Genomic DNA, 24,636 nt, shown 5'->3' on the forward strand with positions numbered 1-24,636 from the left:
GCGAATTTTTCCCCGACGCGCCGGGGTGCGGGCACTAATACTTGGGGCGGTGCGCGACGACCGCCGCCGAACGTCGTCGTTGCGGGTTTGAACTGGCCCGGTTCGTCGTCGAACCGGGTGGCCATATCGTTGATCCTTGAGAACGCGGGGCCGACCGGCCTCCCTTCCTGCTTCGGGAGTGTCATCTCATGCGGCACGGACGATCCTGGCTCGTGGCGTCACTCGTGATCCTCGCCGGTTGGACCGTCTGGTCCGTGGCGCAACCCCCGACGAACAAACCCGCCCCGGCCGTGGAGCCGGACGAGGAATCGGAAGAAGACATCAAGGCCCGGAACGTCGCGGCCGCGTTCAAGAAGGCGGTGGAGAACAACCCCCGCCGCGGCACGGCCCTCGACCGGTTGTACGGCTACCACGTCGAGCGCGGGTCGCTCGACAAGTTCGTCGAGGAGTACGCCGAGCGCGCGAAGAAGGACCCGAAGGACGGCGTGGCGTGGATGATCGTCGGCCTCGTCGAGTCGCAGCGGAGCCGGGACGGGGCGGCCGTCGTCGCGTTCCAGAAGGCCGAGGACACGCTGCCGGACAACCCGATGGCGTCGTACTACCTCGGCCAGTGCCTCGTGCTGATCGGCCGACCGGACGCTGCGTCGGATGCGTTCGAGCGCGCCATTTCGCGGAAGCCGAACCGCAACGACATGCTCGACGCCTACCAGGCGCTCGGCCGCGTCTTCCAGCGGGCGCAGAAGACGGAGAAGGCGCTCGAGGTGTGGAATCGGCTGGAAAAGCAATTCCCGGACGACATCCGCGTTCAAGAACAGATCGCGACCACGCTCGTCGAGGAAGGGCAGTACGAGCAGGCGTTGCCGCGGCTCGAAAAGCTCGTGAAGGGGACCGACGACAAGTACCGTCAGGCGACGCTGCGGATGGAGGTCGCGGACCTCAAGGTGAAGTTGAAGAAATCGACGGACGCCCTTCTGGACTTCGAGAAACTGCTGAATGAGCTGAACCCGGAGAGCTGGCTCTACCGCGACGTGCGGCGGCGGATCGAGGACGTGTTCCTCCGCAACGACGACCTCGCGGGGCTGGCGAAGTACTACGAGAAGTGGCTGGAAAAGAACACGACCGACGTGGAGGCCATCGCCCGGCTCGCGAAGAACCTGTCCGCCCAGGGCAAGGGGCCGGAGGCCCGCAAGTGGCTGGAGAAGGGGATCGAGGTCGCGCCGTCGAACCGCAGCCTCCGGCAGTCGCTCATCGAGCTGCTCGCGTTCGAGTCGAACTTCGCCGACGCCGCGAAGCAGTACGAAGCGATGGAGAAGGCCGACCCCGGCAACCCCGACATCCTCCGGGACTGGGGCAAGCTCCTGATGCGGGACACGTCCAAGCCGGAGGCCGAGCGAAAGGCCGCGGCCGCGGCGATCTGGAAGCGGATTGGTGAGAAGAAGCAGAACGACCCGGTCGTCGTGTCGCAGGTCGCGGACCTGCTCCGGACGGCGGGGATCACGGACGAGGCGATCGCGCTTTACAAGAAGGCCATCGAACTCGCCCCGAACGCGGCCCAGTACCGCGAGTACCTCGGCGAGTACTACCACAGCCTGAAGCGGTCCGAGGACGCGCTGGCGACGTGGCGGCCGATCGCCGAGGGGCCGAACCGCAACGCGAAGAACCTCGCCCGGCTCGGCGAGGTGTTCGCCGGGTTCGGCTACCGCAAGGAGGCGATCAAGGTCTTCGCCGAGGCGACGCAGCTCGAGAAGGACGATTACAACCTCATCATGCAGTTCGCCGACGTGCTGGCCCAGGAAGGCGAACACGACGAGGCGGTCAAGCAACTCGACCTCGCGGCCAAGTTCACGAGCAACGCGGAGGAAGTCGAACAAGTCCTCGCCGCGCGGATCAAGGTCTACCAGGCGACCGAGAAGCTGCCGGAGCAGATCGACGCGCTGAGCAAGGAACTGGCCGCGAACCCGGCGGCGACCGGCTACCAGTGGCTCGTCCTCGCCCGGTACTTTGAGGCGAACCGGCAGCTCGACAAGGCGGTCGAGACGATTACGAAGGCCGCCGAGAAGGACGCGAAGTCGTTGGCCGTGCTGGTGGCCGCGGCCCGCATCCACGAGGCCGGCGGGAACATGCTCGCCGCCGCGGACGCGAACCGCAAGCTCGCCAACCTCGACCGCCGCTACCGCACCGAGTACCTGCAACAGGTCGCCGCGCTCGAACAGCGGCTCGGCCGCCGGGCCGAGGCGATGCAGGCCGCGAAGGACGTGCTCGCGTCGTCGCCGGGCAACCCGGAGGTGTACAAGTGGTATTCCGAGATGTGCTTCCAACTCGGCGACGCCGACGAGGGGTTGGAGGCGCTCCGCCGCTCGGTCCGCGCGAACCCGGCCGACCCGCAGGGGCTGGTCACGCTCGCCATCGCGCTCGTCGAGCGGGTTCGCCCCGGCGAGGCGATTGAACTGCTGTGGCGGGCGTTCGAGAAAACGAATGACCTGGAAGGCAAGCTAGGCATCGTGGACCGGCTGGCGAACCTGTACCTCGAACAGAACCAGTTCGACAAGCTGATGGAACGGCTCGAACGGGAGCGGCGGGAGCAGGAGAAGAACCGCGAGCTGACGATGTGCATCGCCCAGGCGTACCAGACGGCGGGCGACCTCGGCGCGGCCCGCGTCCAACTCGAACGGCTGCTCACGGAGAACACCCGCGACACGAACCTCCTCGGCCAGCTCTCGCAACTCAGCGAGCAAGAAGGCGACGCGCAGGCCGCGCTCAAGTACCAGCGGCAGTTCGCCGCCGCCGCGCCACAGAACTTCGACGCCCAGGTCCGGCTCGCCCAACTTCTGCTCAAGGCCGGGGAAGGCGACGAGGCGGCGGACGTGTGGGTGAAGTCGGTCGCGGAGATGAACGAGCCGCACCGCAACCTCCAGGCCATCGACACGCTCGTCACGTCCAAGAAAGAAGACACCGCCCTCGCTATCCTCAGCCGGATGCTCGCCCAGAAGCCGGGGAACTGGGAATTGCTCTACCGCGAGGCCGCGATCCTCGCCGGCCGCGGCAAGAAGGACGACGCGGCGGCCCGGTTCAAGGCCATCCTCGCGCTCAAGCTCCCGGACGACGAACTCGGCGAGGTGCTGCTCAACGAGGTGAAGCTGGCCGGGAAGAAGAAGGACGACAAGAAGGGGACGAAGCCGACCGGCCCGCTGACCGTCAGCATGCCGGGCCGCCCGAACCGGGCGCTCGACGTGACCCGGCCGCCGCTCCAGCGGCGGATGGAGAACGTCTGGACGATCCGCACCGCCTGCGGGATCGACAACCGGGAGTACTACGGCGGCCAACAGCAGCCGCAGTTCTACGCCCCGAAAGACTTCGGCGAGGCCCGCATGGCCGCCCTCGGGTGGCTGTACGAGCTATCCCGCGACCAGGCGGACGGGCAGGACAAGTTCGTTTCCGCGATGAAGAAGGCGAAGGACAAGCCGAACGCCGCCGCCCGCGACCTGTGGGACTGGCACTACTTGCAGTCCGTCCGGTACGACAACAAGGACACGTTCGACCGCGCCACGAAGTTGGCGAAGGCGTCCGACGACCCCGCCGCGCGGTTCGTCTTCCTCACGTCCGTCGGGATGCGGGTCGAGGGCCAGCCGTACCGCCGGTACAACCGCGGCGGGCAGCCGGCCGAGGACAAGACGCCGCCGCTGCCGGACGACCAGCTGAAGTACCTGATGGAGACCTACAAGAAGCTGAAGCAGATCAAGCCGGAATGGGTCACGTCCGACGTGACCGGCGCGGTCGTCCTAGAACTGAAGCGGGCGAAGAAGACGGACGAGGAGAAGGCGCTCTACCAGGAGCTGATCGACGGCGCGAAGACGATCGACCGTGTCGTCGCCGCCCTCGGCACGGCCGTCCAACGCGACGACCTCGAAACGGCCCTCATGCTTTACAAGAAGCTCGAAACGCTCCAGGGGCCGATCAAGTCGTCGAACATGCTCGCGTCCCTACCCACGCGACAGAATTATTACTCGCTCATCGGGCTGATGGGCAAGCGGACGGAGGCGAAGAAGTACGCCGACGGGCTGGCCGTCCTCGACTACTACCTCGGGATGGCCCGCAAGCAGAACATCGCCGCCCCGAAGGCGTCCGCGTCGTCCCGGCGGCGGTCGTCCGCCGGCGCGTACGGCATCAACATCTACTCCGGCGGCGTCTACGGCGGCCAGAACCGGCAGCTCACGTTCCCGTCGCCGAACGAGTACTACGACCAAGGGATGATCGAGGTCCTGTACAACGCCTTCGAGCTGTACAAAAAGGCCGACCTCACGTCCGACCTGTTCGCCCACTTCAAGAAGCAAATCGCCGCCACGGAAGGAACGGAGCGGCTGTACGTCCACCTCGCCCTCGGCTACCTGCACTGGTGGAACGAGGAGAAGGACGAGGCCCTGGCACAACTCTCCGACGCCACGCAGGTCGGGCCGAACGACCACAACCTGACGATGGAGATCGCCGGCCTCCGCGAGCAGAACAACGAGATCGCGGAAGCCCTCGCGCTCGTGGACAGCGTCAACCCGACCGACCACCAGGTCATGCAGCGGCGGGAGGAAACGGCCCTCCGGCTCGCGGAGCGGACCGGGAACATCGAGCGCGCCCGGCAGGCCGCGGAGCGGCTGTTCGGCCTGCGGCTCGACGCCGACAAGCAACTCGAACTCGCTGGGAAGATGCACCGGCTGGGGATGCACGAACTCGCCGAGACGGTCCTCGCCCGCGCCCAGCGGCAGGCCGGGAACAAGACGGCGACGCTCCTCCGGCTGATGAACCAGTACCAGACGCAGGGCCAGACCGACCAGGCCGTGCAGATCGCGAAGCAAATTTTGCGGAAGGCCCCGGCCGCCGCCCCGAGCCGCTACCGCGGGTCCGACGAGAACGACGGCACGCGGAACCAGGCCATCGGCATCCTCGCCCGGTCCGGCCAGCTGAAGGAACTCGTCGAGCGGGCCGAGGCGCAGCTCAAGTCGTCGCCGAAGTCGATCCAGATTCACCAGACGCTGCTCGGCTACTACCAGGCGTCCGGGGACAAGGACAAGCAGAAGGCCACGCTGTTGAAGCTCGTCGAGCTGAAGCCGGACGACGCGCCGCTGAAGATGCAGGTCGCCCAGCAGATGCAGCAACAGGGCGACAAGGAAACGGCGATGAAGTTCTACAAGGAGGCGATCAAGAAGGACCCGACCCTCTTCCAGAACCGGTACTGGGAGATTCAGCAACTGTTCAGCCAAAACGACAAGTTCGAGGAGCTCGTCACCCTCTTCGACGAGATCGACCTGAAGAAGTTCAGCAACTACTGGACGGTTATCGAGATGGTCTCCCCACTGCTCCAGCAGGACAAGACGAAGGAATTGGGGCTGAGGCTGTTCAAGAAGACCTGGGAGGCGTTCCCGCAGGAGCGGGCGTACATCCTCGGCAACTTGTACGACGACGCCATTTGGAAGATGCCGGAGCTGTACGGATTCGTCAAGCAGGCCGTCATCCCGAAGGAAGACAGCGTGATGGACGAGTGGAGCGCCATCTCGCAGATTTCGAGCTACGGCCAGAACGGGCAGGTCACGACCGTCGTGAGCCGGCTGCTGTCCGTCGCCCGCAAGCAGGGGCGGATGCCGGAACTGCGGAAGGAGATCGAGGCCGCGCTGAAGAAGAAGCCGGACTGGAACGCGGGCAAGGCGTTGCTCGCGGTCATCGACATCCAGTCCGGGAACAAGGCGAAGGGCATCGCCGCGTGGAACGCCCTGTTCAACGACCCGAAGCTCGACATCCCGCCGACCGCCCGGTTCACCCTCGCCCAGGAACTCGAGTACTACGCCGGCATCGAGGCCGACGTGGTGAAGAGCCTGGAGGGCGGGTACGAGGAGATGATCAAGGAGCAGAACACCGAGTACAGCTACTCGCCGGCCCGGCGGCTGATGTGGTGGTACGAGCAGGTCGGCCGGACGGACGACGCGAAGAAGCTGCTCGACAAGGCCGCGAAGGCCGACAAGCCGAATCCCGGCTACTACGGCGGCGGGTACTGGGAGTACCGGCAAATCCAGGACGGGCTGGCGCTCGCCCAGGACTACGCCCGGATCGGCGCGACCGTCGAGGCCGTCCGCCATTACCAGTTGCTCATGTCGGACAAGGACCGGCTCGTGATCGCCAACAGCTACTACGGCGGCGGCGACCAGTTCACGCAACAGATCGAGGCTGGGCTGAAGGAGACGCTGAAGAAGCTCAAGCCGGACGTGCTGCCGGTGGTGGTGAGCACGCTGCTCACGCCGACCGGCACGCCCGAGACGAACAAGGCCGCGATCGACCTGATGCTCGCCATCGACGCCCGCAGCCTGGACAAGACGACGCTCACGAGCGTGTTCGTAACGGCGGCGCAGTCGCTGGCGAAGGACCCGGCCGCCCGCAAGGCGGCCTTGGCGAAGGCGGCCGAGGCGGGGCAGAAGCACCCGAAGGACTTCTCCGTCGCGGTGGCGGCGGCGGTCGTCGCGTTCACGGACGACAACCCTGACACGGCGAAGGCGGCCGTCGAGCGGCTGGCGAAGCTCGTCGATGAGCTTCCGCTGGAACCGCTGCCGAAGGGGGCGAAGGCGAACAGCCGGCAGCGGGCCGAGGCGATGCTCCAAGTCCCTCTTTGGCTCGCCGCCCGCGAGTGCCTGAAGCGCGACGCCCTCCGCGCGGCGGGCGAGAAGATCGCCGCCCGCGCCGTCGCCGCGGCCACCCGGCAAGCGGACGCGAAGCACGCCGTCGCCATGTTGCGCGAGTGGGGCCAGATCGAACTCGATCGCAAGGACGCGGCGAAGGCCGAGGCGAAGTGGGGCGAGATGCTCGACCTCGTGCTGCCGAAACCTGCCCCGGCGAAGGCCGCGCAAGCCCCCGCGCCGGGCGCGACTCCGGCCCCCGCTCCCGCTGCCGTCCCGGCGACGCGTGCCCCGCCGCCGATGAAGGAGCCGCAGGCCCGCTTCGACGACGGCCGGCCGACGTACTTCGCCCAGGTCGTGCTGTCCCGGCCCGCCGCCCCGGCGAGTAAGTCCACGACGCCGCTGACGCCGAAGAACGGCGTCCCAGTCCTCACGACCGATCAGTTCCAGCAAGCCTACGACGTGGCGGCGTTGGCCGCGGACAAGAAGCTGACGGCCCTCTCGCTACGGGCGATGCGTGACGCCGTGAAGGGCGGCCCGCCGGTCGAGGGGAAGGACGAGCAGAACCGCCGCGGCGGCGGCAGTTACCAGCAAATCTCCGTCGGCGGGGTCTCGTACCTCGTCGAGCGGGGCGTGCAAGGCCCCATTTCCGTAGACACCGCGCTCATCAACATGGTCGCGAAGTGGAAGAAGCTCGGCGTGCCGGCGGCCGAGATGTACGACGTGCTGGCGACCGCCGTGTTCCCGGACAGCCGCCCGGCCGAAATGTTCCTCACGGCGGACGTGCGCCGCGGCGGGCAGGTCTACACGCTCAACGGTAACTCGTGGACGCCGATCACGAACCCGCCGCCGGAAGTCTACGGCGGCACGTCGGACCGCGGCCTGGCCGGGACGCTGGCGCAGCTGGCCATCGACGCCGGGAGGCTCGACGACCTGAAGAAGAAGCTCGAATCGCGGGCCAAGCAGCCGCTCGGCGAGATGGCCGCGACCGTCATGCTGTTCACCCTCGCGATCAAGGCGAACGACGACCCGGCGGCGACGGAGATATTGAAGAAGCTCGGCGAGCGGGCGACGAAGGACACGTCGCAACTGACGCTCGACACGGTTTCGAAGCTCGGCCAGATGGCGCTGGAGCGGCCGTCGCTCGCGGCCACAGCCGAGCCGATCCTGCAAAAGGTCGCGATGAACTACGCGCTGGCGAAGAACACGTCCGCCGCCGCGGACATCGGCGAGAAGATCATCGGCTACCACGTCCGGGCCGGGAACAAGAAGCAGGCCGTCGCGCTGCTCAAGACGATGGAGACAATGGCGAAGACGTTCGTGACGCCGGACGCCAGCTACCACGAGCGGGTGGCGAACTGGTACCTGCGGTCGGACGCCGTCGAGGAGGCGTTGAAGAATTTCGCCCAGCACGCGGACATGATGTCGAGCGCCGGGGCCGACCCCGGCCGCCGGGCGCGGCGGCAGGAGCCGACGCTCGGGAACTTCATCACGCTGGTGAAACTCCTGTTGGAGATGCCCGCGGACAAGCGGTACGCGGCCCTCAAGACCTGGACGTACCCCGCGGCCGGGCGGAAGGCGATCCGGTACTACGTCGGCGCGATGCCGAAGCAACTCCCGCCCGCCGCGTTCCTGAAGCTGCCGGGCGTCCAGGCGAACGAACTCGTCAGCACGATGTTGCTGTTCGCGGACGCCGCGAAGGAGTGCGGTAAGATCGACGAGTTGCTCGCGGAGGCCGACAAGCTGGCGAAGGACAAGGTCGAGAACGCCGACCTGTTCCGCGTGCTGGCGTACCTTCGCGTCGGCAAGGGGAAGCAGATCGAGGCGGACGTGAAGGGCTACAAAGACGCCGCCATTAAGCGGATGAACGACAAGCGGGAGGCCGACCCGCTGCGGTCGCGGTACGACTACGACGACCGGCAGGCCGTGCCGTTCCACGCCAGCGAATTCCTGTTCGCGCAGCTCTGCCTGACCGACCCGGCCTTCACGTCCGTCGCCGGCGACCTGTACAAGCCGATGCACGACCGGGCCTACGGCACGAACAACCAGGACGCGATGGGCCGCGTCCGCGAGGCGTGGGCGAAGTTCTCGCTGAAGGTCCACAACACGCCGACGGCGCTCGACGACCCGATGCCGGCCCGGTGGGTCAGCCTCTCGCCGGGGAACACGTGGTTCGCGCAGAACGGGGCCGTCACGAACGCCTGGACCGACGAGAACGCCTACCTGACGTTCGACACGCCGCTGGCCGGCACGTTCGAGTTCGGCGCGGACGTGTACCTCGGCGGGTGGAAGGAGAGCCACGGCGGGTACGCCGGCGTCGTGTACGAGCCGTGCGGGGACAACGTTACGACGCAACTGTTCCCCGTCATGCGGGCCGACGACCGCGTCTACAAGCAGAAGATGAAGGGGATGAAGACCGAGGCGTTCAACCGGATGACCATCCGCGTGACGCCGAAGTTGGTTACCGTCCTCTGGAACGGCGAGGTCTTCTACGAGGACGCCGACCCGGAGGCGATCAGCCCGTGGCTCATGCTGTACGGGTCGAACGGCCGCAAGCCGCTGTTCCGCAACCCGACGCTCACCGGCACGCCGGAGGTGCTGGGCGAGGTGAAGCTGACGAGTGGCGACGACCTCCGCGGCTGGTTCCCGCACTACGCCGGGGAGCGGCTACCGCAGACGCTCGTGAAGCGGGAGCAGGAGCGGGGCGGGAAGCAACTCGACCAGTACGGCCGCGAGCAGGAGGTTGCGCCGCCGCAGCAGGAGCCGAACTACGACTGGCGGGCGAAGGACGGCGAGCTGCTCGGCCGCAAGCTCGACGAGCCGGCGGCGAAGGCGCGGCAGTCGAAACTCGGGTACTTCCGCCCGATGCGGCCCGGCGACTCGATCCGGTACGAGTTCTACCACGAGGGCGGCAAGTCGCACGTCCACCCGAGCCTCGGCCGGTTCGCGTTCCTGCTGGACGCGGACGGCGTGAAGCTGCACTGGCTGACCGAGAGCACCGAGGACTGGACGACGCTCCCGCCGGACAACGCGATCCCGGCTGGGGACAAGAAGCTCGCGCTCAAGGAGAAGGATTGGAACGCCGTCACGGTCGCGACCACGGCCGACACCGTCACCATCACCCTGAACGGCGAGCAGGTTTATTCCGGGCCGACGGCCGCGGCCGGGAAGCCGACCTTCGGGTTCTTCCACTACCGGGACCGGACGGCCGCGCGGGTGCGCAACGTCGTCCTCACCGGCGACTGGCCGAAGAAGCTGGCGTCGCTGGACGACGTGACGTTCGACACGAAGCCGCCGTCCGTCGAGGTCGCGAAGACCCGGCGGCACGAGGTCGGCGAGCGGTACTTCGCCGGCGACCCGGCCGAGGTGCTGAAGCGGGCGAAGGCGCTCCCGCCGGAGGAGCGGTTCAAGCTGCTCGCCGCGTGGGTGATCCCGACGGCCAACCAGCCGCGGTTCCAGGTCAACGGCGTCTCCGTCCCGCGGGACGTGCTCGGCGTCGTGGACCAGAAGGACCAGCCGGCCGGCCGCCGCGTCATGCTCGGCAACCGGTTCGAGGCCCCGAGCCTGCTGCTCGTCGCCACGGCGAAGGAACTCGACAAGCTCGACGAACTGGAGAAGCTCGTGACGACCGCCACGTCGCCCTACGTGGACGAGACGTTCAAGTTGAACCAGACGGCGATGCTCCGGCTGATCGCCATCGCGAAGGGGGCCGACGCCGAGCGGCACGTCAAGGAGGCGACGGCCGACGCGCTCAAAATGAAGCCGGACGAGAAGGTCGAGAACCGGTGGGCGGACTTGATCGTCGCGTTCGCGGCGGCGGAGACGCCGGGGCTGGCGAAGGCCGCGTTCGAGCTGGCCGACGCGATGAACAAGAACATCCAGAAGTCGATCCTGGAGAACAAGCCGTTCGAGCCGCGGGACGTGTGGATGCGGTACTACCGGCAGGTCCGGGCGATCGCCGCCGTCGCGATGGCCCCGGACGGCAGCCGCCGGTTCGGGTCGGACGAGCACCTGGCGCACTGGGCGGCCGTGTCGAACTTCGACTCGTGGAGCCGCAGCCAGGGGTTCGGGGCGGCGCACTGGACGATCAAGGACAAGTCGATCCTCCACCACCCCGGCCACGGGGAGGACTACCTGTTCCTGAAGACGCCGCTCGCCGGGAACTTCGAGGTGACGTGCGAGCTGCGGAACCAGGGGTGGACGGAGGCCCACGTCCGGTACGGCGGCTACCAGTTCGACCTGAACCACGACTACAAGTCGTACCGGATGCACACCGCCATCCGGCACGACGGCCAGCCGACGACGATCCTCCCGCCGATGAAGCCGGCGGAGAAGAACGTCTATGCGTTCAAGATGGTCGTGAAGGACGGCGTGATGACGTGCTTCGTCGGCGACCGGAAGCTGCACGAGGAGCGGATCGGGGCGAACACCGACCCGTGGCTCGTGCTCCACGGCTTCCACCAGGTCACCGGCGACGTGATGAACCTGAAGATCACCGGCAGCCCGACGGTGCCGGAGAAGATCGACCTCATGGCCGGCGAGGGGTTGCCGCTGTGGCGGCCGTACCTCGGTCAAATCTGGGGCAAGCGGGGCGAGGAAGTGTTCCACGTCGGCCAACAGCCGGACCCGCGGCCGGACGGCAAGCCGGAGGTGCGGACGTTCCCGGAGAACGCCATCTACTACCAGCGGCCGCTCGTGGAGGACGGCAGCGTCGAGTACGAGTTCTACCACGACCCCGGCAAGGCGATGGTTTACCCGATGCTCGACCGGCTGGTCGTGATGCTCGAACCCGACGGGGCGAAGCTGCACTGGCTGACCGACAGTTGGCACGACAAGAGCGGCGTGAAGTTCGACAACCTGACGCCGACCGGTGGGGCGAAGGTCCCGCTGAAGGACAAGCAGTGGAACAAGGGCAAGCTGTCGGTCGTCGGCGACAGGGTGAAGCTAGAGGTGAACGGGACGCCGGTGTTCGAGCGGGACATCGAGCCGACGAACCAGCGGACGTTCGGGTTTTTCCACTACGCGGACCGGACCGAGGCCCGCGTGCGGAACGTGTACCTGACCGGGGAGTGGGCGAAGAAGCTGCCCACCAACGACCAACTCTTTGAACTGAAGAAGTAAGTCCCCGAAAGCCCCGGCACGGCCGTGCCGGGGCTTTCGCCGTTCGGGAGCCTCCGCATGTCCCGCGTTTCCGTTCTCCTGTTATTCGCCCTCGTCGTCGCCCTGCCGGGCGCGGACCCGGCGTCGCCGCCGAAGGCGGACGCCTTCCCCGAGTCGTCGCAGTACGAGGAGAAGCCGGCGACGCTCACGCACGAGGAGGAAGTCCTCGCCGTGCGGTTCTCGCCGGACGGCTCGCTCATCGCCACGGCCTGCGCGAACAAGACGATCGCGCTGTACGAGGCCGCCACCGGGAAGAAACTCGCCACCCTCGCCGAGCACGACGACGCCGTGAGCGCCCTCGCGTTCAACCGCGACGGCACGAAGCTCGCCTCCGCGTCCTACGACAAGTCGGTCCGCGTCTGGGACGTGGGCACGAAGAAGCGGACGAACATCTTCCGCGGGCACGACAACGCCGTGCTGTCCGTCGCGTTCCTGCACGACGGCGTGACCGTCCTGTCAGGCAGCGCCGACAAGACGCTCCGGGTCTGGAACCTGACCACCGGCATGGAGGCGAGCAACTACGAGGAGCACAAGGGGGCCGTCTGGTCCATCGCCGTATCGCCGGACGGCCAGACGTTCGCGACCGGCAGCTCCGACCGCAGGGTCAACCTGTGGAACCTGAAGTTCGAGGTGATCGGCTCGCTCCGCGGGCACACCGGGTTCGTCCGGGCGGTCGCATTCTCGCCGGACGGCAAGCTCCTCGCCTCTGGGTCCGAGGACAACACCGCGAGAATCTGGGACGTGGCGAAGAAGGAAGTCGTTCACACGCTCTCCGGCCACGCGGACATCGTCACGGGCATCGCGTTCTCCCCCCGCGGGCAGGTCGTCGCGAGCGTCAGCGCGGACAAGTCGCTGCGGCTCTGGGAGACGAAGACCGGCGGGCAACTGACGGCGATGGAGGAGGGCCACGGTGAGGCGATCTACGGCGTCGCGTTCGCCCCGAGCGGCCGCATGATCGCGACGGCCAGCGGCGACCGCACCCTCGGGACGTGGACCGCCGCCCTACCGCGGGTTTTCCCGGTCAGCCAGGTCCCGAGCAAGACCGGCGGGACCGGCATCACCGCCCTCTCGCCGGACGGCCGGCGGCTGGCGATGGTCGGCGAAAAGTTTACGATCCACGTCACCGACGCGAAGACGGGCGACCACGTCTGCACCCTGAAGGGCCACCGCGGGACGATCCTGCAACTCGCGTTCTCGCCGGACGGCTCCCGGCTCATCAGCGTGGCCCGCGACCGGCTCGGGTTCCTCTGGGACGCGACCACCGGCAAGCAACTCGCCCCGCTCGACGGCCACCGCGGGGCGGTCCGGGCGGCGGCGTTCGCCCCGGACGGCAAGTCGTTCGTCACCGGCGGCACGGACAAGCGCATCCTCGTGTACGACAACCCGCCGCCGGGGGCCGACTTCAAGGACTTCCGCGAACGCGCCGCGCTCGTCGGCCACGCCGCGACCGTCCTCACGCTCGCCTTTTCGCCGGACGGCAAGTACCTCGCCAGCGGCACGGACGTCCCGAAGAAGAACGCCCCGGCGGAACTGAAGCTCTGGGACCTGGCGGCCGGCGCGGAACTCGGCGGCTGGGCCGATCACACGGCCGAGGTGACGGCCATCGCGTTCCACCCGACGCGGCCGCTGTTCGCGTCCGCCGGGGCCGACCCCGGCGTGCGGGTGTGGGACATCGCCGCGAAGAAGCCGGTCCACTTCCACCGCACGCAGGCGACCGTCGCCTCGATCGCGTTCACCCTCGACGGCGCGGAGCTGCTCCTCGGCACGGTCGGCAAGTCGCTCATCGCGCTCGACACGGCCGGGTGGAGCGAGCAGGCCCGGTTCGTCGGCCACACGACGGCCATCACCGGCATCTTCACGCCGAAGGTCGCGGACAAGGTCGTGTACACCGTCACCGCCGACGCGACGGTCCGCACGTTCAACCTGACGCGGTCGGCGAACGTCGGCACGCGGTTCACCGGCCACGAGAGCTGGGTGTCCTGCCTGATGGTCACGCCGGACGGCAAGAAGCTCGTGTCCGCCGGGTGGGACGGCCTCGTGCGGGTGTGGGACCCGGCGAAGGGCAAGGAGCCGGACGCGATGGAGGACCTGATGGGCAAGGTCCTGTGCATGGCGATGACGCGGGACGGCAAGAAGGTCGTCACCGGCGGCGGGAACGGCGAACTCGTAGTCTGGGCCGTGGACACGCAGGAGCAACTGCTCAAGATCGAGGAGTTCGATGAGGAGGACGACATCACCGCCGTCGCGCTCACGCCGGACGACAAGTTCGTCGTCGCGGGATTGAACGACGGCTCGGTCCGCGTGTACGACATTTCGTCCGGCAAGGAGGTCAAGAAGTTGGCGCTGAAGGACCCGGTGACGGCGCTCGCCCTGACGCCGGACGGGAAGCGGGCGTGGGTCGCGGCCGGGCAGGAGAACGCCGTCGTGCAGTACGACCTCGACACCAAGAAGGAGACGATGCGGCTGAAGGGCCACACCGCCCTCGTCGGCGTGATCCTCTACTCGCCGGACGGCACGAGGTTGCTGACCGGGGCCGCCGAGCGGACGATGCGGCTGTGGGATCCGAAGACCGGGGCGGAGCTGAAGAAGATCGACGCCCACAACGGCGGCGTGAAGGCCGCGTGCTTCACCCGCGACGGGAGGACGATCGTGTCCGTCGGCCTCGACCACGTCAACCGGCTGTGGAACGCCGAGACGGGGCAGGTCATCACGGCCTACGAGGCGCACACGAAAGCGGTCGTCTCGGTCGCCGTCTCTCTAGACGGGAAGACGATTTTCACCGGCGGGGCGGACACATACATCGTCCGCTGGCAGCCGGACGCCGGGCCGAAATAATTTTGAAAAGATTCCCCTTGCAAGTTCAGACAGATTGTCTTACCCTGGGAGCAGTGAATCGCCCGCCGAGGTTATGTCTCCATGCCCCTCCAAGAAAAACCCGACGTGACGGACGCCGAACTGGGCGTCCTGCAGGTTCTGTGGGACGACGGCCCGTCCACGATCCGCCAGCTCACGGACAAGCTCTATCCGGCCGGCGGCACGAGCCACTACGCGACCGTGCAGAAGCTGCTGGAGCGGCTCGAGCAGAAGGGCTGCGTGGCCCGCAACCGGTCGTCGATGACGCACGTGTTCGCGGCCGGCGTCGCCCGCGAGGTGTTCGTCGGCGACCAGGTGCGGGCCGTGGCCGAGCGGCTGTGCGGCGGGGCCATCGCCCCGGTGCTGACGCACCTGCTGCGGACCGAGACGCTCAGCGAAGACGACCGCAAGGAACTCCGTAAGCTGCTCAACGCCCCGCGACCGAAACTGAACTGAATGCCCGGAGGCCGCCATGCCCGCCGTGCCGTTCGATGCCGTCGCCAGCAACCTGATCGTGGCCGCGCTGTTGGCGGTCGTCGCGATCGTGGTCGGCCGTTGGGCGAACCGGCCGTCCCTCGCCCACGTCCTGTGGCTGCTCGTCCTCGTCAAGCTCGTCACCCCGCCGCTGTTCAACGTGCCGGTCCGCGTCCTGCCGCCGGAAGAGGTCGAGCCGGTCGCCGTTGAAACGATCCCCGAACCGCCGAAGGTCGAGGCGAAGGCAGGGCCGATCCCCGAAATCATCATCCAGCCGCAAGAACTGAAGCCGGACTACGTGGCGAAGGTGGAAACCCAGACCGCGGCCGCCGTCCCGCCGCCGGTCGTCCGGCCGTTCCCGTGGCGGTCGGCGTTGCTCGCGACGTGGGCCGCGGGCGGCTTGCTGTGGCTGGCCGCGACGGTGCTGCACGTCCGCCGGTTCGCAAAGTTCCTGCGGTTCGCGACCCCGGCCCCGGACCACTTCACGAAGGAAGTGTCGGCCGTCGCCTCGAAACTCGGCCTCGCCGTCCCCGCCGTGAAGATGCTGCCCGGCGAGGTCGCGCCGTTCGTCTGGTCCGTCGGCACGACGACGCTCTACTTCCCGCTGAACCTGCTCGACCGGCTGACGCCGGAACAGCGGGCGACGGTCGTGGCGCACGAACTCGCCCACGTCTGGCGGCGGGACCACCTCGTCCGGTGGATCGAGATCACGGCCGTCGCGCTGTACTGGTGGTGTCCGCTCGCGTGGTTCGCCCGGCGGGAGTTGCGGCGGCTGGAAGAGGATTGTTGCGATTCCGTCGTCGTGGCCGCGTACCCGGACGCCGGGCCGATCTATGCGTCCGCGATCCTCGACACGATCGACTTCCTGGCCACGGCGAAGGCGACGCCGCGGTTCGCCAGCGCGATGGGCGACGTGAAGTCGCTCCGCGTCCGGCTGACCCGCATCCTCGATGGCGCGACGGCTTCCGGCCTCGGCCGCGGTTCCCGGCTCGTGCTGATCGCGTTCGCCGTCGTGCTGCTCGCCGCTGGCCCGCGGCTCGCCCGGCTGACGGCGATGGCCCTGCCGACCATCGGGCAAGAATTGCCCACGATCATCGACACGCCGTTCGCGGTCGAGACGCCGCTGGAGCCGGTGCAGTACCTGCCGACGCCGATCCGGTTGAAGCTGGCCGACGCGACGGACACGATCCACGCCGCGGCCCTCTCGCCGAACGGCCGCTTCCTCGCGATGGCGACCGGCAACCAAGTCCTCGTCTGGGATTTGGAAACCAAGCGGGTCGTTCACACGCTGGTCGGCCACGCGGACGTGGTGAACGCCGTCGCGTTCTCGCCGGACGGCCGACTCGTCGCGAGCGGCAGCAACGACCACACCGTCAAGGTGTGGGACCTGACCGCCGGCACGCACCGCACGCTGACCGGGCACACGAACTGGGTGCTCGCCGTCGTCTTCTCGCCGGACGGCAGGACCGTCGCCTCGGCGGGGTACGACAAGCGGATTCATCGGTTCGACTTGGCGACGGGCGCGGGCCTACCGCCGCTCGACGGCCACACGGCCGCGGTGCGGGCAATCTCGTTTTCCCCGGACGGCAAGCGACTCGCCTCCGCGAGCGCGGACCAGACGGTGAAGCTGTGGAACTTCGAACAGGGCCGCGAGGAGCGCACGCTCTCCGGCCACGCCGGGGCGGTGCGGGCCGTCTGCTTCAGCCCGGACGGGGCGCGGGTCGCCAGCGGCGGCGAGGACCGCACAGTCCGCGTCTGGAACCCGACGACCGGCACGGCGGTGGCCGTGGCCGCGCCCGAGCCGGTCACGTCGCTGCGGTTCTCGGCCGGCGGGTCGGTCCTGTTCGCGGGAACGTTCGCCGGGCACGTGCTGAACATCAACCCGCAGGCCGGGAAGCTCCGCGGCCCCATCGGGCCGAGCCAGCCGACGCACGCGGACGCGGTCACGGCCGTCCTGCCGTCGCCGACCGGCCACGTCCTGTTCACGGTTTCGCACGACGGCATGGTGCTGGTGTGGCCGTCGGCCGGGCTGCCGGGGTCGCCGCGGCGGACGTTCCGCGGCCACGCCCAGGCCGTCACCGCCCTCGCCCTGTCGGCGGACGGCAAACTGCTCGCCACCGGCAGCGCCGACGGCAGCATCCGCGTCTGGGCCGTCGGTACGGCGACCGAGGCCGCGAAGCTCGACGGGCACACCGGCGGCGTCAGCTCGCTATTGTTCCTCAGCGAGAACCGCCTCCTGTCCGTCGGCCTCGACGAGCGGGTCCGGGTGTGGGACATCGCCAAGAAGCAGCAGGTCCGCACGCTGATCGTGCCCGCGTCCGATGTGAAGATCGCGCTGTCGCCGACGAGCAAGACCCTCGCCGTGACCGGGCCGAAAGTGGCGGGCGTCATGCTCTGGGACATCGAGTCCGGCCAACTGCTCCGGCGGATCGCCCCGCGGCTGGACAACCTGACGGCCGTGGCGTTCACCCCGGACGGCAAGAAGCTCGCCCTCGGCACCAGCACCGGCGACCTGATCCTCTGCCAACTGCCGACCGGCAAGGAGGAGCAGCGGGTGGCCGCGACCGACCGCGGGGCCGTCGATCAGATCGTCTTCACGAAGGACGGCGCGCGGGCGGCGGTGGTGGTGAACCGCGACGCCGAGGGCGAGTCGGCCGGGCGGAACGACGTGACGTTCTGGGACGTGTGGACGCGGGCGATGCACGACGGCCCGGCCTTCGCCCACAACGGCCGTGTCCACGCCGTCGCGTTCGACCCGACGGAGACGAAGGTGCTGACCGCCGGGCACGACGGGCAAATCTACGAATGGGACCTCGCGACCGGCCGCCGGACGCAGGCCTTGCACGGCCACCGGGAGGCCGTCGTCAACCTCGTCACGGCCGCCGACGGCAAGGCGCTCGTCTCGGCCGGGGACCACGTCGCGAAGCTGTGGGACTGGCCGCCGGAGAAACTGCCATGAAAAAGCTGCTCGCGGTATTGCTCCTCGCGGCCGGGCTGCCCGCCGCCGCCGGGGACCGGGAGGCCGCGCCTTCACTCGCCAAGCTAATCGACCGGTACGTGGACGAGAAGCTCGCCGCGGAGAAGGTTCCGGCCGCGCCGCGGTCGGACGACGCGACGTTCTTCCGCCGGATCAACCTCGCGCTCGCCGGGCGGATCGCGACGCCGGCCGCGGTCCGGGCGTTCGTCGCGGACAAGGCCGCGGACAAGCGGGCGAAGGCCGTCGAAAGGCTCATGACCTCGGCCGCGTTCGCAACGCACATGACAACGACCTGGCGGGGCTGGCTGCTGCCGGAGGCCGTGACGACGCCGGAAGTCGCCACCGCCGTCCCCGGCTTCGAGGCGTGGCTGCGAAACCGTATCCTCGCGAACCAGCCGCTCGACAAGACGGTGCAAGAACTCGTCGGGTTCCCGCTCGACGCCCGGCAGGCGTCCGCCCGCCCGCAGACGATGGCCGGGCAGGACGACACGACGACGCCGATCGCCTTCTACAACGCGAAGGAGGGAAAGGCCGAGAACCTCGCGGCCGCCACCGCCCGGCTGTTCCTCGGCGTGCAGCTCGAGTGCGCCCAGTGCCACAACCACCCGTTCGCGAAGTGGAGCCGGGAGCAGTTCTGGGGCCTCGCCGCGTTCTACGGCGGCGTCACCCGGCAGGACGGCGGCCTCCGCGAACTGCCGAACCGCCGCGAGATGTCGATCCCGAACACCGACCGTACCGTCCCGGCCACGTTCCTCGACGACAAGGAACCCGCGTGGCAGTTCAAGAAGAGTCCCCGCGTCACGCTGGCCGAGTGGATCGTGGCGAAGGACAACCCGTTCTTCGCGAAGGCGGCGGTGAACCGGCTGTGGGGCCTCATGTTCGGCGTCGGCATCGTGGACCCGGTGGACGACTTCAACGAGAAGAACCTGCCGAGCCACCCGGAACTGCTCGACTCGCTCGCCGCCGCGTTCGTCGAGTCCGGGTTCGACACGAAGTTCGTCCTGGAGGCGATCTGCCTGAGCGAGGCGTACCAGCGGGCCAGCACGGTCACGGACCCAAAGCAGAAGGACCCCCGGCTGTTCGCCTGCTTCCCGGTGCAGGGGCTGACGCCGGAGCAACTGTTCGACAGCCTGTCGGTCGTCGTCGGCACGCCACTGGAAGGGCCGGGAGGCAACTACCTCGCGGCGAACGGCAGCCCGAAGCGGCAGTTCCTGGAGACGTTCAACCGGATGGGCAAGCCGACGGAAACGCAGACGACGATCCTGCAAGCCCTGACGCTCATGAACGGCGGCCTCGTCGGCGACGCGACGACGGCGAAGGCGGGCCGCACGCTGTCCGCGATCCTGGAACTGCCCGGCCTCTCGACCGCGGACCGGGTCGAGGCGATCTACCTGACGGTGCTAAACCGCTCGCCGACGAAGGCGGAGTTCGCCCGCGCCGAGAAGTACGTCGCGGACGGCAAGGAAGACCGCTACGCCGACGTGCTGTGGGTGCTGATGAACGGCATCGAGTTCCGCACGAGCCACTGACCCCTGACTTCCGAAGTCCGGCTTCGACTTCGGAAGTCGATCGCGAGCGAAGACGTATTCCCGCAGGTACTCGTTGCCCTTGAACTTCCGAAGTCGAAGCCGGACTTCGGAAGTCGGGTTCAGAAATACCGTCCCGGAGGCTCCCTCATGTCCCGCTTTGACGCCTACTTCTCGCGCCGCGACGCGGTCAAGCTCGCGACCACGGTGTCCGTCTCCGGGTGGCTCGGCCATCTGGCGCGGGCCGCCGGGACCAGCCCGGACCGCAAGCGGTCGTGCATCCTCCTCTGGATGTCCGGCGGCCCGGCCACCATCGACCTCTGGGACCTGAAGCCGGGCCACGCGAACGGCGGCCCGTACAAGGAGATCGAAACCGCCGCCCCCGGCCTGAAGTTCGGCGAGCACCTTCCGAAGCTGGCCGCGCACGCGAAGAGCATGGCCGTCCTGCGGGGGATGAGCACGAAGGAAGGCGACCACGGCCGGGCGACGTACCTGCTCCGCACGGGCACGCTGCCGCAGGGGGCGATCGACTTCCCGGCCCTCGGGGCGCTGGTGGCGAAGGAACTCCAGCGCGAGGGCGTGGACCTGCCCCCGTTCGTCAGCATCGCGCCGCAGCGGTTCCTGTCGCAGAACGCCTTCGGCCCCGGCTTCCTCGGCCCGCAGTTCTCGCCGCTGATCGTCGCAGACGGGCAGGCCGCGCGGGTCGGGGCCGGCGACGGGCAGGACAACTCGGACAACCAGTTGCGGGTGCAGAACCTCGGCCGGTACGCCGGGGTGAACGGCCAGCGGGCGGACGACCGGCTCGCGCTCATGAAGGACCTCGAAGGCGGGTTCCTCGACGCCCGGCCGGGGGCCACGGCGGACAGCCACAAGACCGCCTACGACGCGGCCGTGCGGCTGATGAAGCCGGAGACGGCGAAGGCGTTCGACCTGACCGGCGAGAAGAAGGAACTCCGCGACAAGTACGGCCGCAACCTGTTCGGCCAGGGCTGCCTGCTCGCCCGGCGGTTGGTCGAGCGGGGCGTCCCGTTCGTGGAAGTCACCCTCGACGGCTGGGACACGCACGCCCAGAACTTCGACGCGGTGAAGAACCTGTGCGGCGTCCTCGACCCGGCGTGGGCCACGCTGATGGCCGACCTCAAGGACCGCGGCCTGCTCGACACGACCACCGTGGTCTGGATGGGGGAGTTTGGCCGCACGCCGAAGATCAACCCGCAACGCGGCCGCGATCACTTCCCGGATGCGTGGTCGGCGGTCGTCGCCGGCGGCGGGATCAAGGGCGGGCAGGCGGTCGGCAAGACGAACGCGGCCGGCACGAAGGTCGAGGAGCGGCCGACGACCGTACCGGACCTGCTGGCGACCGTGTGCAAGGCCCTCGGCATCGACCCGGCGAAGCAGAACATGTCGAACGTCGGCCGCCCGATTCGGATCGTCGATCAGGCCGCCCAACCCGTCGCCGAGGTGCTGGCATGAGGCGCTTCCTTTCCGCCGCCGTCGTCGGGCTGACGGCGGCGACCGCCCCCGCCGCGGACGTGTCGTCCGCGAACGTGGCGTACTTCGCCCCGAACGCCCCCGGCATCGTCCGGTTCGAGGTGATGCTCGACGGCAAGCCGGTCGAGCCGCGGTGGGCCGACGCGACGGACAAGCTGTTCGCGTGGCTCGACCGGGACGGCAACGGCACGCTCGACGAGAAGGAGCGGGCGCTGCTGAACGCGCAGACCGGCCGCCGCCGGCCGGACGCGCCGGCCGCCGTCGTTGTGGACGCGGAAATCGCCGGGCGGCTGCGGTTCGACAAGAAGGACCAGGCCGTCGAGCCGGCGGCGTTCAAGGACGCGCTGAAGGCCGCCGGGTTCGGGCCGCTGACCGTGCAGTTCCTGGCGTCCCGCGCCGAGTCGGCCGCGCTGACGAACGCCCTATTCCGCCACCTCGACGCCGACGGCGACGCGAAGCTGTCCGTCGACGAACTGGCCGCCGCCCGCGAGCGGACGGAAGTGTTGGACGTGAACGAGGACGAGTGGCTGTCCACGCCGGAGTTGCTCGCCCGCGCCGTCGTCGCGAACCGGCAGCAGGTCCTCGCGGCCCCCGCCCGCCGCCCGCAGGCGGACGTGTCGGAAACCGTCCCGAACGACATGCTGCTCCTGAACGGCCAGGCCCTTCCCGCGGTGAAGCAACTGCTCGCCCGCGGCAAGGCGAAGGCGAACTCGCTTTCGCGGGCCGACCTCGGCATGACCGAGAAGGCGTTCGCCCCCTTCGACCGCGACGGCAACGGCCAACTCGACACGGACGAACTCCTCGCGTGGCTGAAGCAGCCGCCGATGTTCACCGTGGCCGTTTCACTTTCCACCGACCCGGCGAAGGCAGTCGCAACGTCGGCCGGCGTGACGTTGGTGAACGGCACGCGGTTCGACGTGTCCGCCCCCGGCGGCACGGCGGGCCAGGAGTGGGCTGCGACCGCGTCGCAACTCAAGGCCGCCTTCAAGGGCGCGGCGAAGGACGGCGTCGTCGAGAAGGCCAACCTCAAGGACCAACCCGTCCTCTCGGGCACGTTCGCGTTCCTGGACCGCAACGCCGACGACAAGTTGGACGAGAAAGAACTGACGGCCGCGACCGACCTGCTGACGCAGCTGGCCGCGTGCCGGGCGACGGTGACCGTGACCGACCAGGGCCGCGGGCTGATGGAACTGATTGACGCGAACCGCGACGGGCAACTCTCGCTCCGGGAGCAGGCCGCGATCCCCGGCGTGGTGAAGCCGATCCTCGCGAAGGACGGCACGCTCGGCAGAGCCGACGTGCCGCGGCTGCTGGCCGTGCAATCGGGCTACGCCGGGTTCCGGATGCTGACGACGGCGGCGACCGACGGCGTGGTGCAGTTCGTCGGCGGCATGGTCGCCCCGCAACCGCCGGCCGCGAAGCGGAGCGGCCCGGCGTGGTTCCTGAAAACGGACCGCAACGGCGACGGCGACGTGTCGCCGAAGGAGTTCCTGGGGCCGCTGGGGATGTTCCAGAAATTCGACGCCGACGGGGACGGGTTGATCTCAGCGGACGAGGCGAGGGCCGCGAAGTAGCGACATGTCTCGTTTGTGGTCCGTGGCTTCAAAATGAGCAGAATGCCTGCTTTCACAAGCGGGCATTCTTTTTTTAGCATCCCTTGTTGCGGTCTTTCCAACCCCACATCAACAACCAAGCCACATCGTGAAGAATTGCGGTCAGTTCCCATATCGGCAACTCGGCGACGAACACCTGACCGCGTTCAGAAGGCATGGGGTGGTCTGGACGCAGAAACGAGAATGGAAGGATTGCCATGTCGTGATGACGGAAAAGCAGCATGCCGACATTGTCGGCGGTGACACCCCATTTCATGAACTTACTGGCCCGCCATTCTGCGTCGTCGAAAGCGTCAGCGTTTGCCTTGAGTCGACGGTAATTGTCGGTTGCCGATAACTCAGGATACGGAAGCGGACGCTGGTTGATCTGAGGGTTGAGGAGCAGTTTTCGGAGCGATTCGGCCACCACACCCGCGAAGACAGGGACGTAAACTTGGTTGTCTTCGCACGTCAGCCAGCAACCGGCTGCGTACACATCGACCACCCGCCGCGAGCCATCGGTTTCCCGGTTGACATCACGAACGACCATAGCGAAGCGTGAGAGGTTGCCGAACGTCTGGCCCACGACGGGTTACCTCCGAAGGCTCCGAACGGAAGTTCAGACCGCCCCTAGCGCCAGCGAGCAGTTGTGGCCGCCGAAGCCGAAGCTGTTCGACAGCACCTTCGTCACCCGCACCTCCCGCGGGGCGTTCGGCACGTAGTCCAGGTCGCACTCCGGGTCCGGCGTCGCGTGGTTGATCGTCGGGTGGATCACGCCCGCCTTCATCATCAGCGCGCACGCCACCGCCTCGACGCCGCCGCTCGCGCCGAGCAGGTGGCCGATCATGCTCTTCGTGCTCGACACCATCAACTTCTTCGCGTGGTCGCCGAAGACTTGCTTCATCGCTTTCGTCTCGGCCACGTCGCCGAGGCCGGTGCTCGTGCCGTGGGCGTTCAGGTACTGGACCTCGTTCAGGTTCCACCCGGCCTCGCGGCAGGCCGCCCGCATCGCCTCGGCCGCGCCGATCCCGTCCTCGTGCGGGGCCGTGATGTGGTAGGCGTCGGCCGTGTTTCCGCAGCCAAGCAGCTCGCAATAGACCTTCGCGCCGCGGGCTTTCGCGTGCTCGTACTCCTCAAGGACCAGGATGCCCGCCCCCTCGCTCAGCACGAACCCGTCGCGGTCCTTCTCGAACGGGCGGCTGGCGTGGGCCGGGTCGTCGTTGCGGTGGGACAGCGCCCGCGCGGCGATGAACCCGCCGAGGCCGGTCGGCGTGATGGCCGCCTCCGCCCCGCCGGACACGATCACGTCCGCGAACCCGTACTGGATTTGCCGCATCGAGTCGCCCATCGCGTGGGCGGCGGACGAGCAGGCCGTGCTGACCGTCGTGTTCGGCCCGCGGAGGCCGTACCGGATGCTGATGTTGCCGCTCGCCGCGTTCGGGATCATCTTCGGGATGACGAACGGCGACATCCGGTCCGGCCCCTTGCTCAAGAGCGTCCCGTGGCCGTCCTCGAACTCGGCGAGGCCGCCGACGCCGCTGCCGATGATGCACCCCGCGCGGAACGGGTCGTACTTGGCGAAGTCGATGCCGCTATCGACGACCGCCTCGTGCGCGGCGTACAGCGCGAACTGGGCGAACCGGTCGAGCCGCCGGACGGACTTGGTGTCGATCACCGGTTCCGGCTTGAAGTTCTTGACTTCCCCGCCGAACCGGACCTTGAACTTGGACACGTCGAACAGGGTGAGGGGCGCGATGCCGCTCTTGCCGGCGAGCAGGCCCCGCCAGTAGTCCGGCACGGAGTTCGCGAGCGGGTTGACGGTTCCCAGTCCGGTGACGACGACGCGGCGGCGGGTCATCGCGGCCTCACAAAAAAAGAAAAACGGCCGCGCCGGGTCGGAAGGGGGTCCGGTC

General features: G+C 68.4%; 9 protein-coding genes. 7 read left to right on the top strand and 2 right to left on the bottom strand.

The genetic code is table 11. The annotated features are described in order from the left end of the window. The first annotated feature begins 188 nt into the window (after positions 1-188). The 7 genes from AC5JJ2_RS15320 (at position 189) to AC5JJ2_RS15350 (ending at position 22,705) form a co-directional block, all read left to right on the top strand. A complete protein-coding gene (locus AC5JJ2_RS15320; protein ID WP_495858876.1) occupies positions 189-11,771 on the top strand; it encodes a DUF1583 domain-containing protein in 11,583 nt (3,860 codons plus the stop codon). A 57-nt stretch (positions 11,772-11,828) separates the two neighbouring features. Then, on the top strand, positions 11,829-14,645 hold the full coding sequence (locus AC5JJ2_RS15325; RefSeq protein ID WP_495858877.1) for a WD40 repeat domain-containing protein: 2,817 nt from the start codon (positions 11,829-11,831) through the stop codon (positions 14,643-14,645). A gap of 81 nt (positions 14,646-14,726) precedes the next feature. Then, positions 14,727-15,119, top strand: coding sequence for a BlaI/MecI/CopY family transcriptional regulator (locus AC5JJ2_RS15330; RefSeq protein WP_495858878.1), 393 nt, complete (start codon positions 14,727-14,729; stop codon positions 15,117-15,119). Between the two features lie 16 nt (positions 15,120-15,135). Then, positions 15,136-18,096: a M56 family metallopeptidase gene (locus AC5JJ2_RS15335; protein WP_495858879.1), complete on the top strand. Its 2,961-nt coding sequence runs from the start codon at positions 15,136-15,138 to the stop codon at positions 18,094-18,096. Then, the gene (locus AC5JJ2_RS15340) at positions 18,093-19,643 is read left to right on the top strand and encodes a DUF1553 domain-containing protein (protein WP_495858880.1); all 1,551 of its coding nucleotides are present in this window, start codon (positions 18,093-18,095) and stop codon (positions 19,641-19,643) included. Before AC5JJ2_RS15335 ends, AC5JJ2_RS15340 begins: the two co-directional genes overlap by 4 nt. Before the next feature lie 147 nt (positions 19,644-19,790). Continuing rightward, a complete protein-coding gene (locus AC5JJ2_RS15345) occupies positions 19,791-21,113 on the top strand; it encodes a DUF1501 domain-containing protein (protein WP_495858881.1) in 1,323 nt (440 codons plus the stop codon). Beyond that, positions 21,110-22,705 (top strand): EF-hand domain-containing protein, encoded by a 1,596-nt coding sequence (locus AC5JJ2_RS15350; protein WP_495858882.1) that lies wholly within the window; start codon positions 21,110-21,112, stop codon positions 22,703-22,705. Before AC5JJ2_RS15345 ends, AC5JJ2_RS15350 begins: the two co-directional genes overlap by 4 nt. A 73-nt stretch (positions 22,706-22,778) precedes the next feature. On the opposite strand, the gene AC5JJ2_RS15355 is transcribed toward AC5JJ2_RS15350, so the two are convergent. Together AC5JJ2_RS15355 and fabF are read right to left on the bottom strand one after the other, a co-directional pair. Further along, positions 22,779-23,309, bottom strand: coding sequence for a hypothetical protein (locus AC5JJ2_RS15355; protein WP_495858883.1), 531 nt, complete (start codon positions 23,307-23,309; stop codon positions 22,779-22,781). A 33-nt stretch (positions 23,310-23,342) separates the two neighbouring features. After that, complete coding sequence (fabF, locus tag AC5JJ2_RS15360) at positions 23,343-24,581, bottom strand: beta-ketoacyl-ACP synthase II (protein WP_495858884.1); 1,239 nt, start codon at positions 24,579-24,581, stop codon at positions 23,343-23,345. Between the last annotated feature and the right edge of the window lie 55 nt (positions 24,582-24,636).

The sequence above is a fragment of the Limnoglobus sp. genome, from assembly GCF_059499385.1.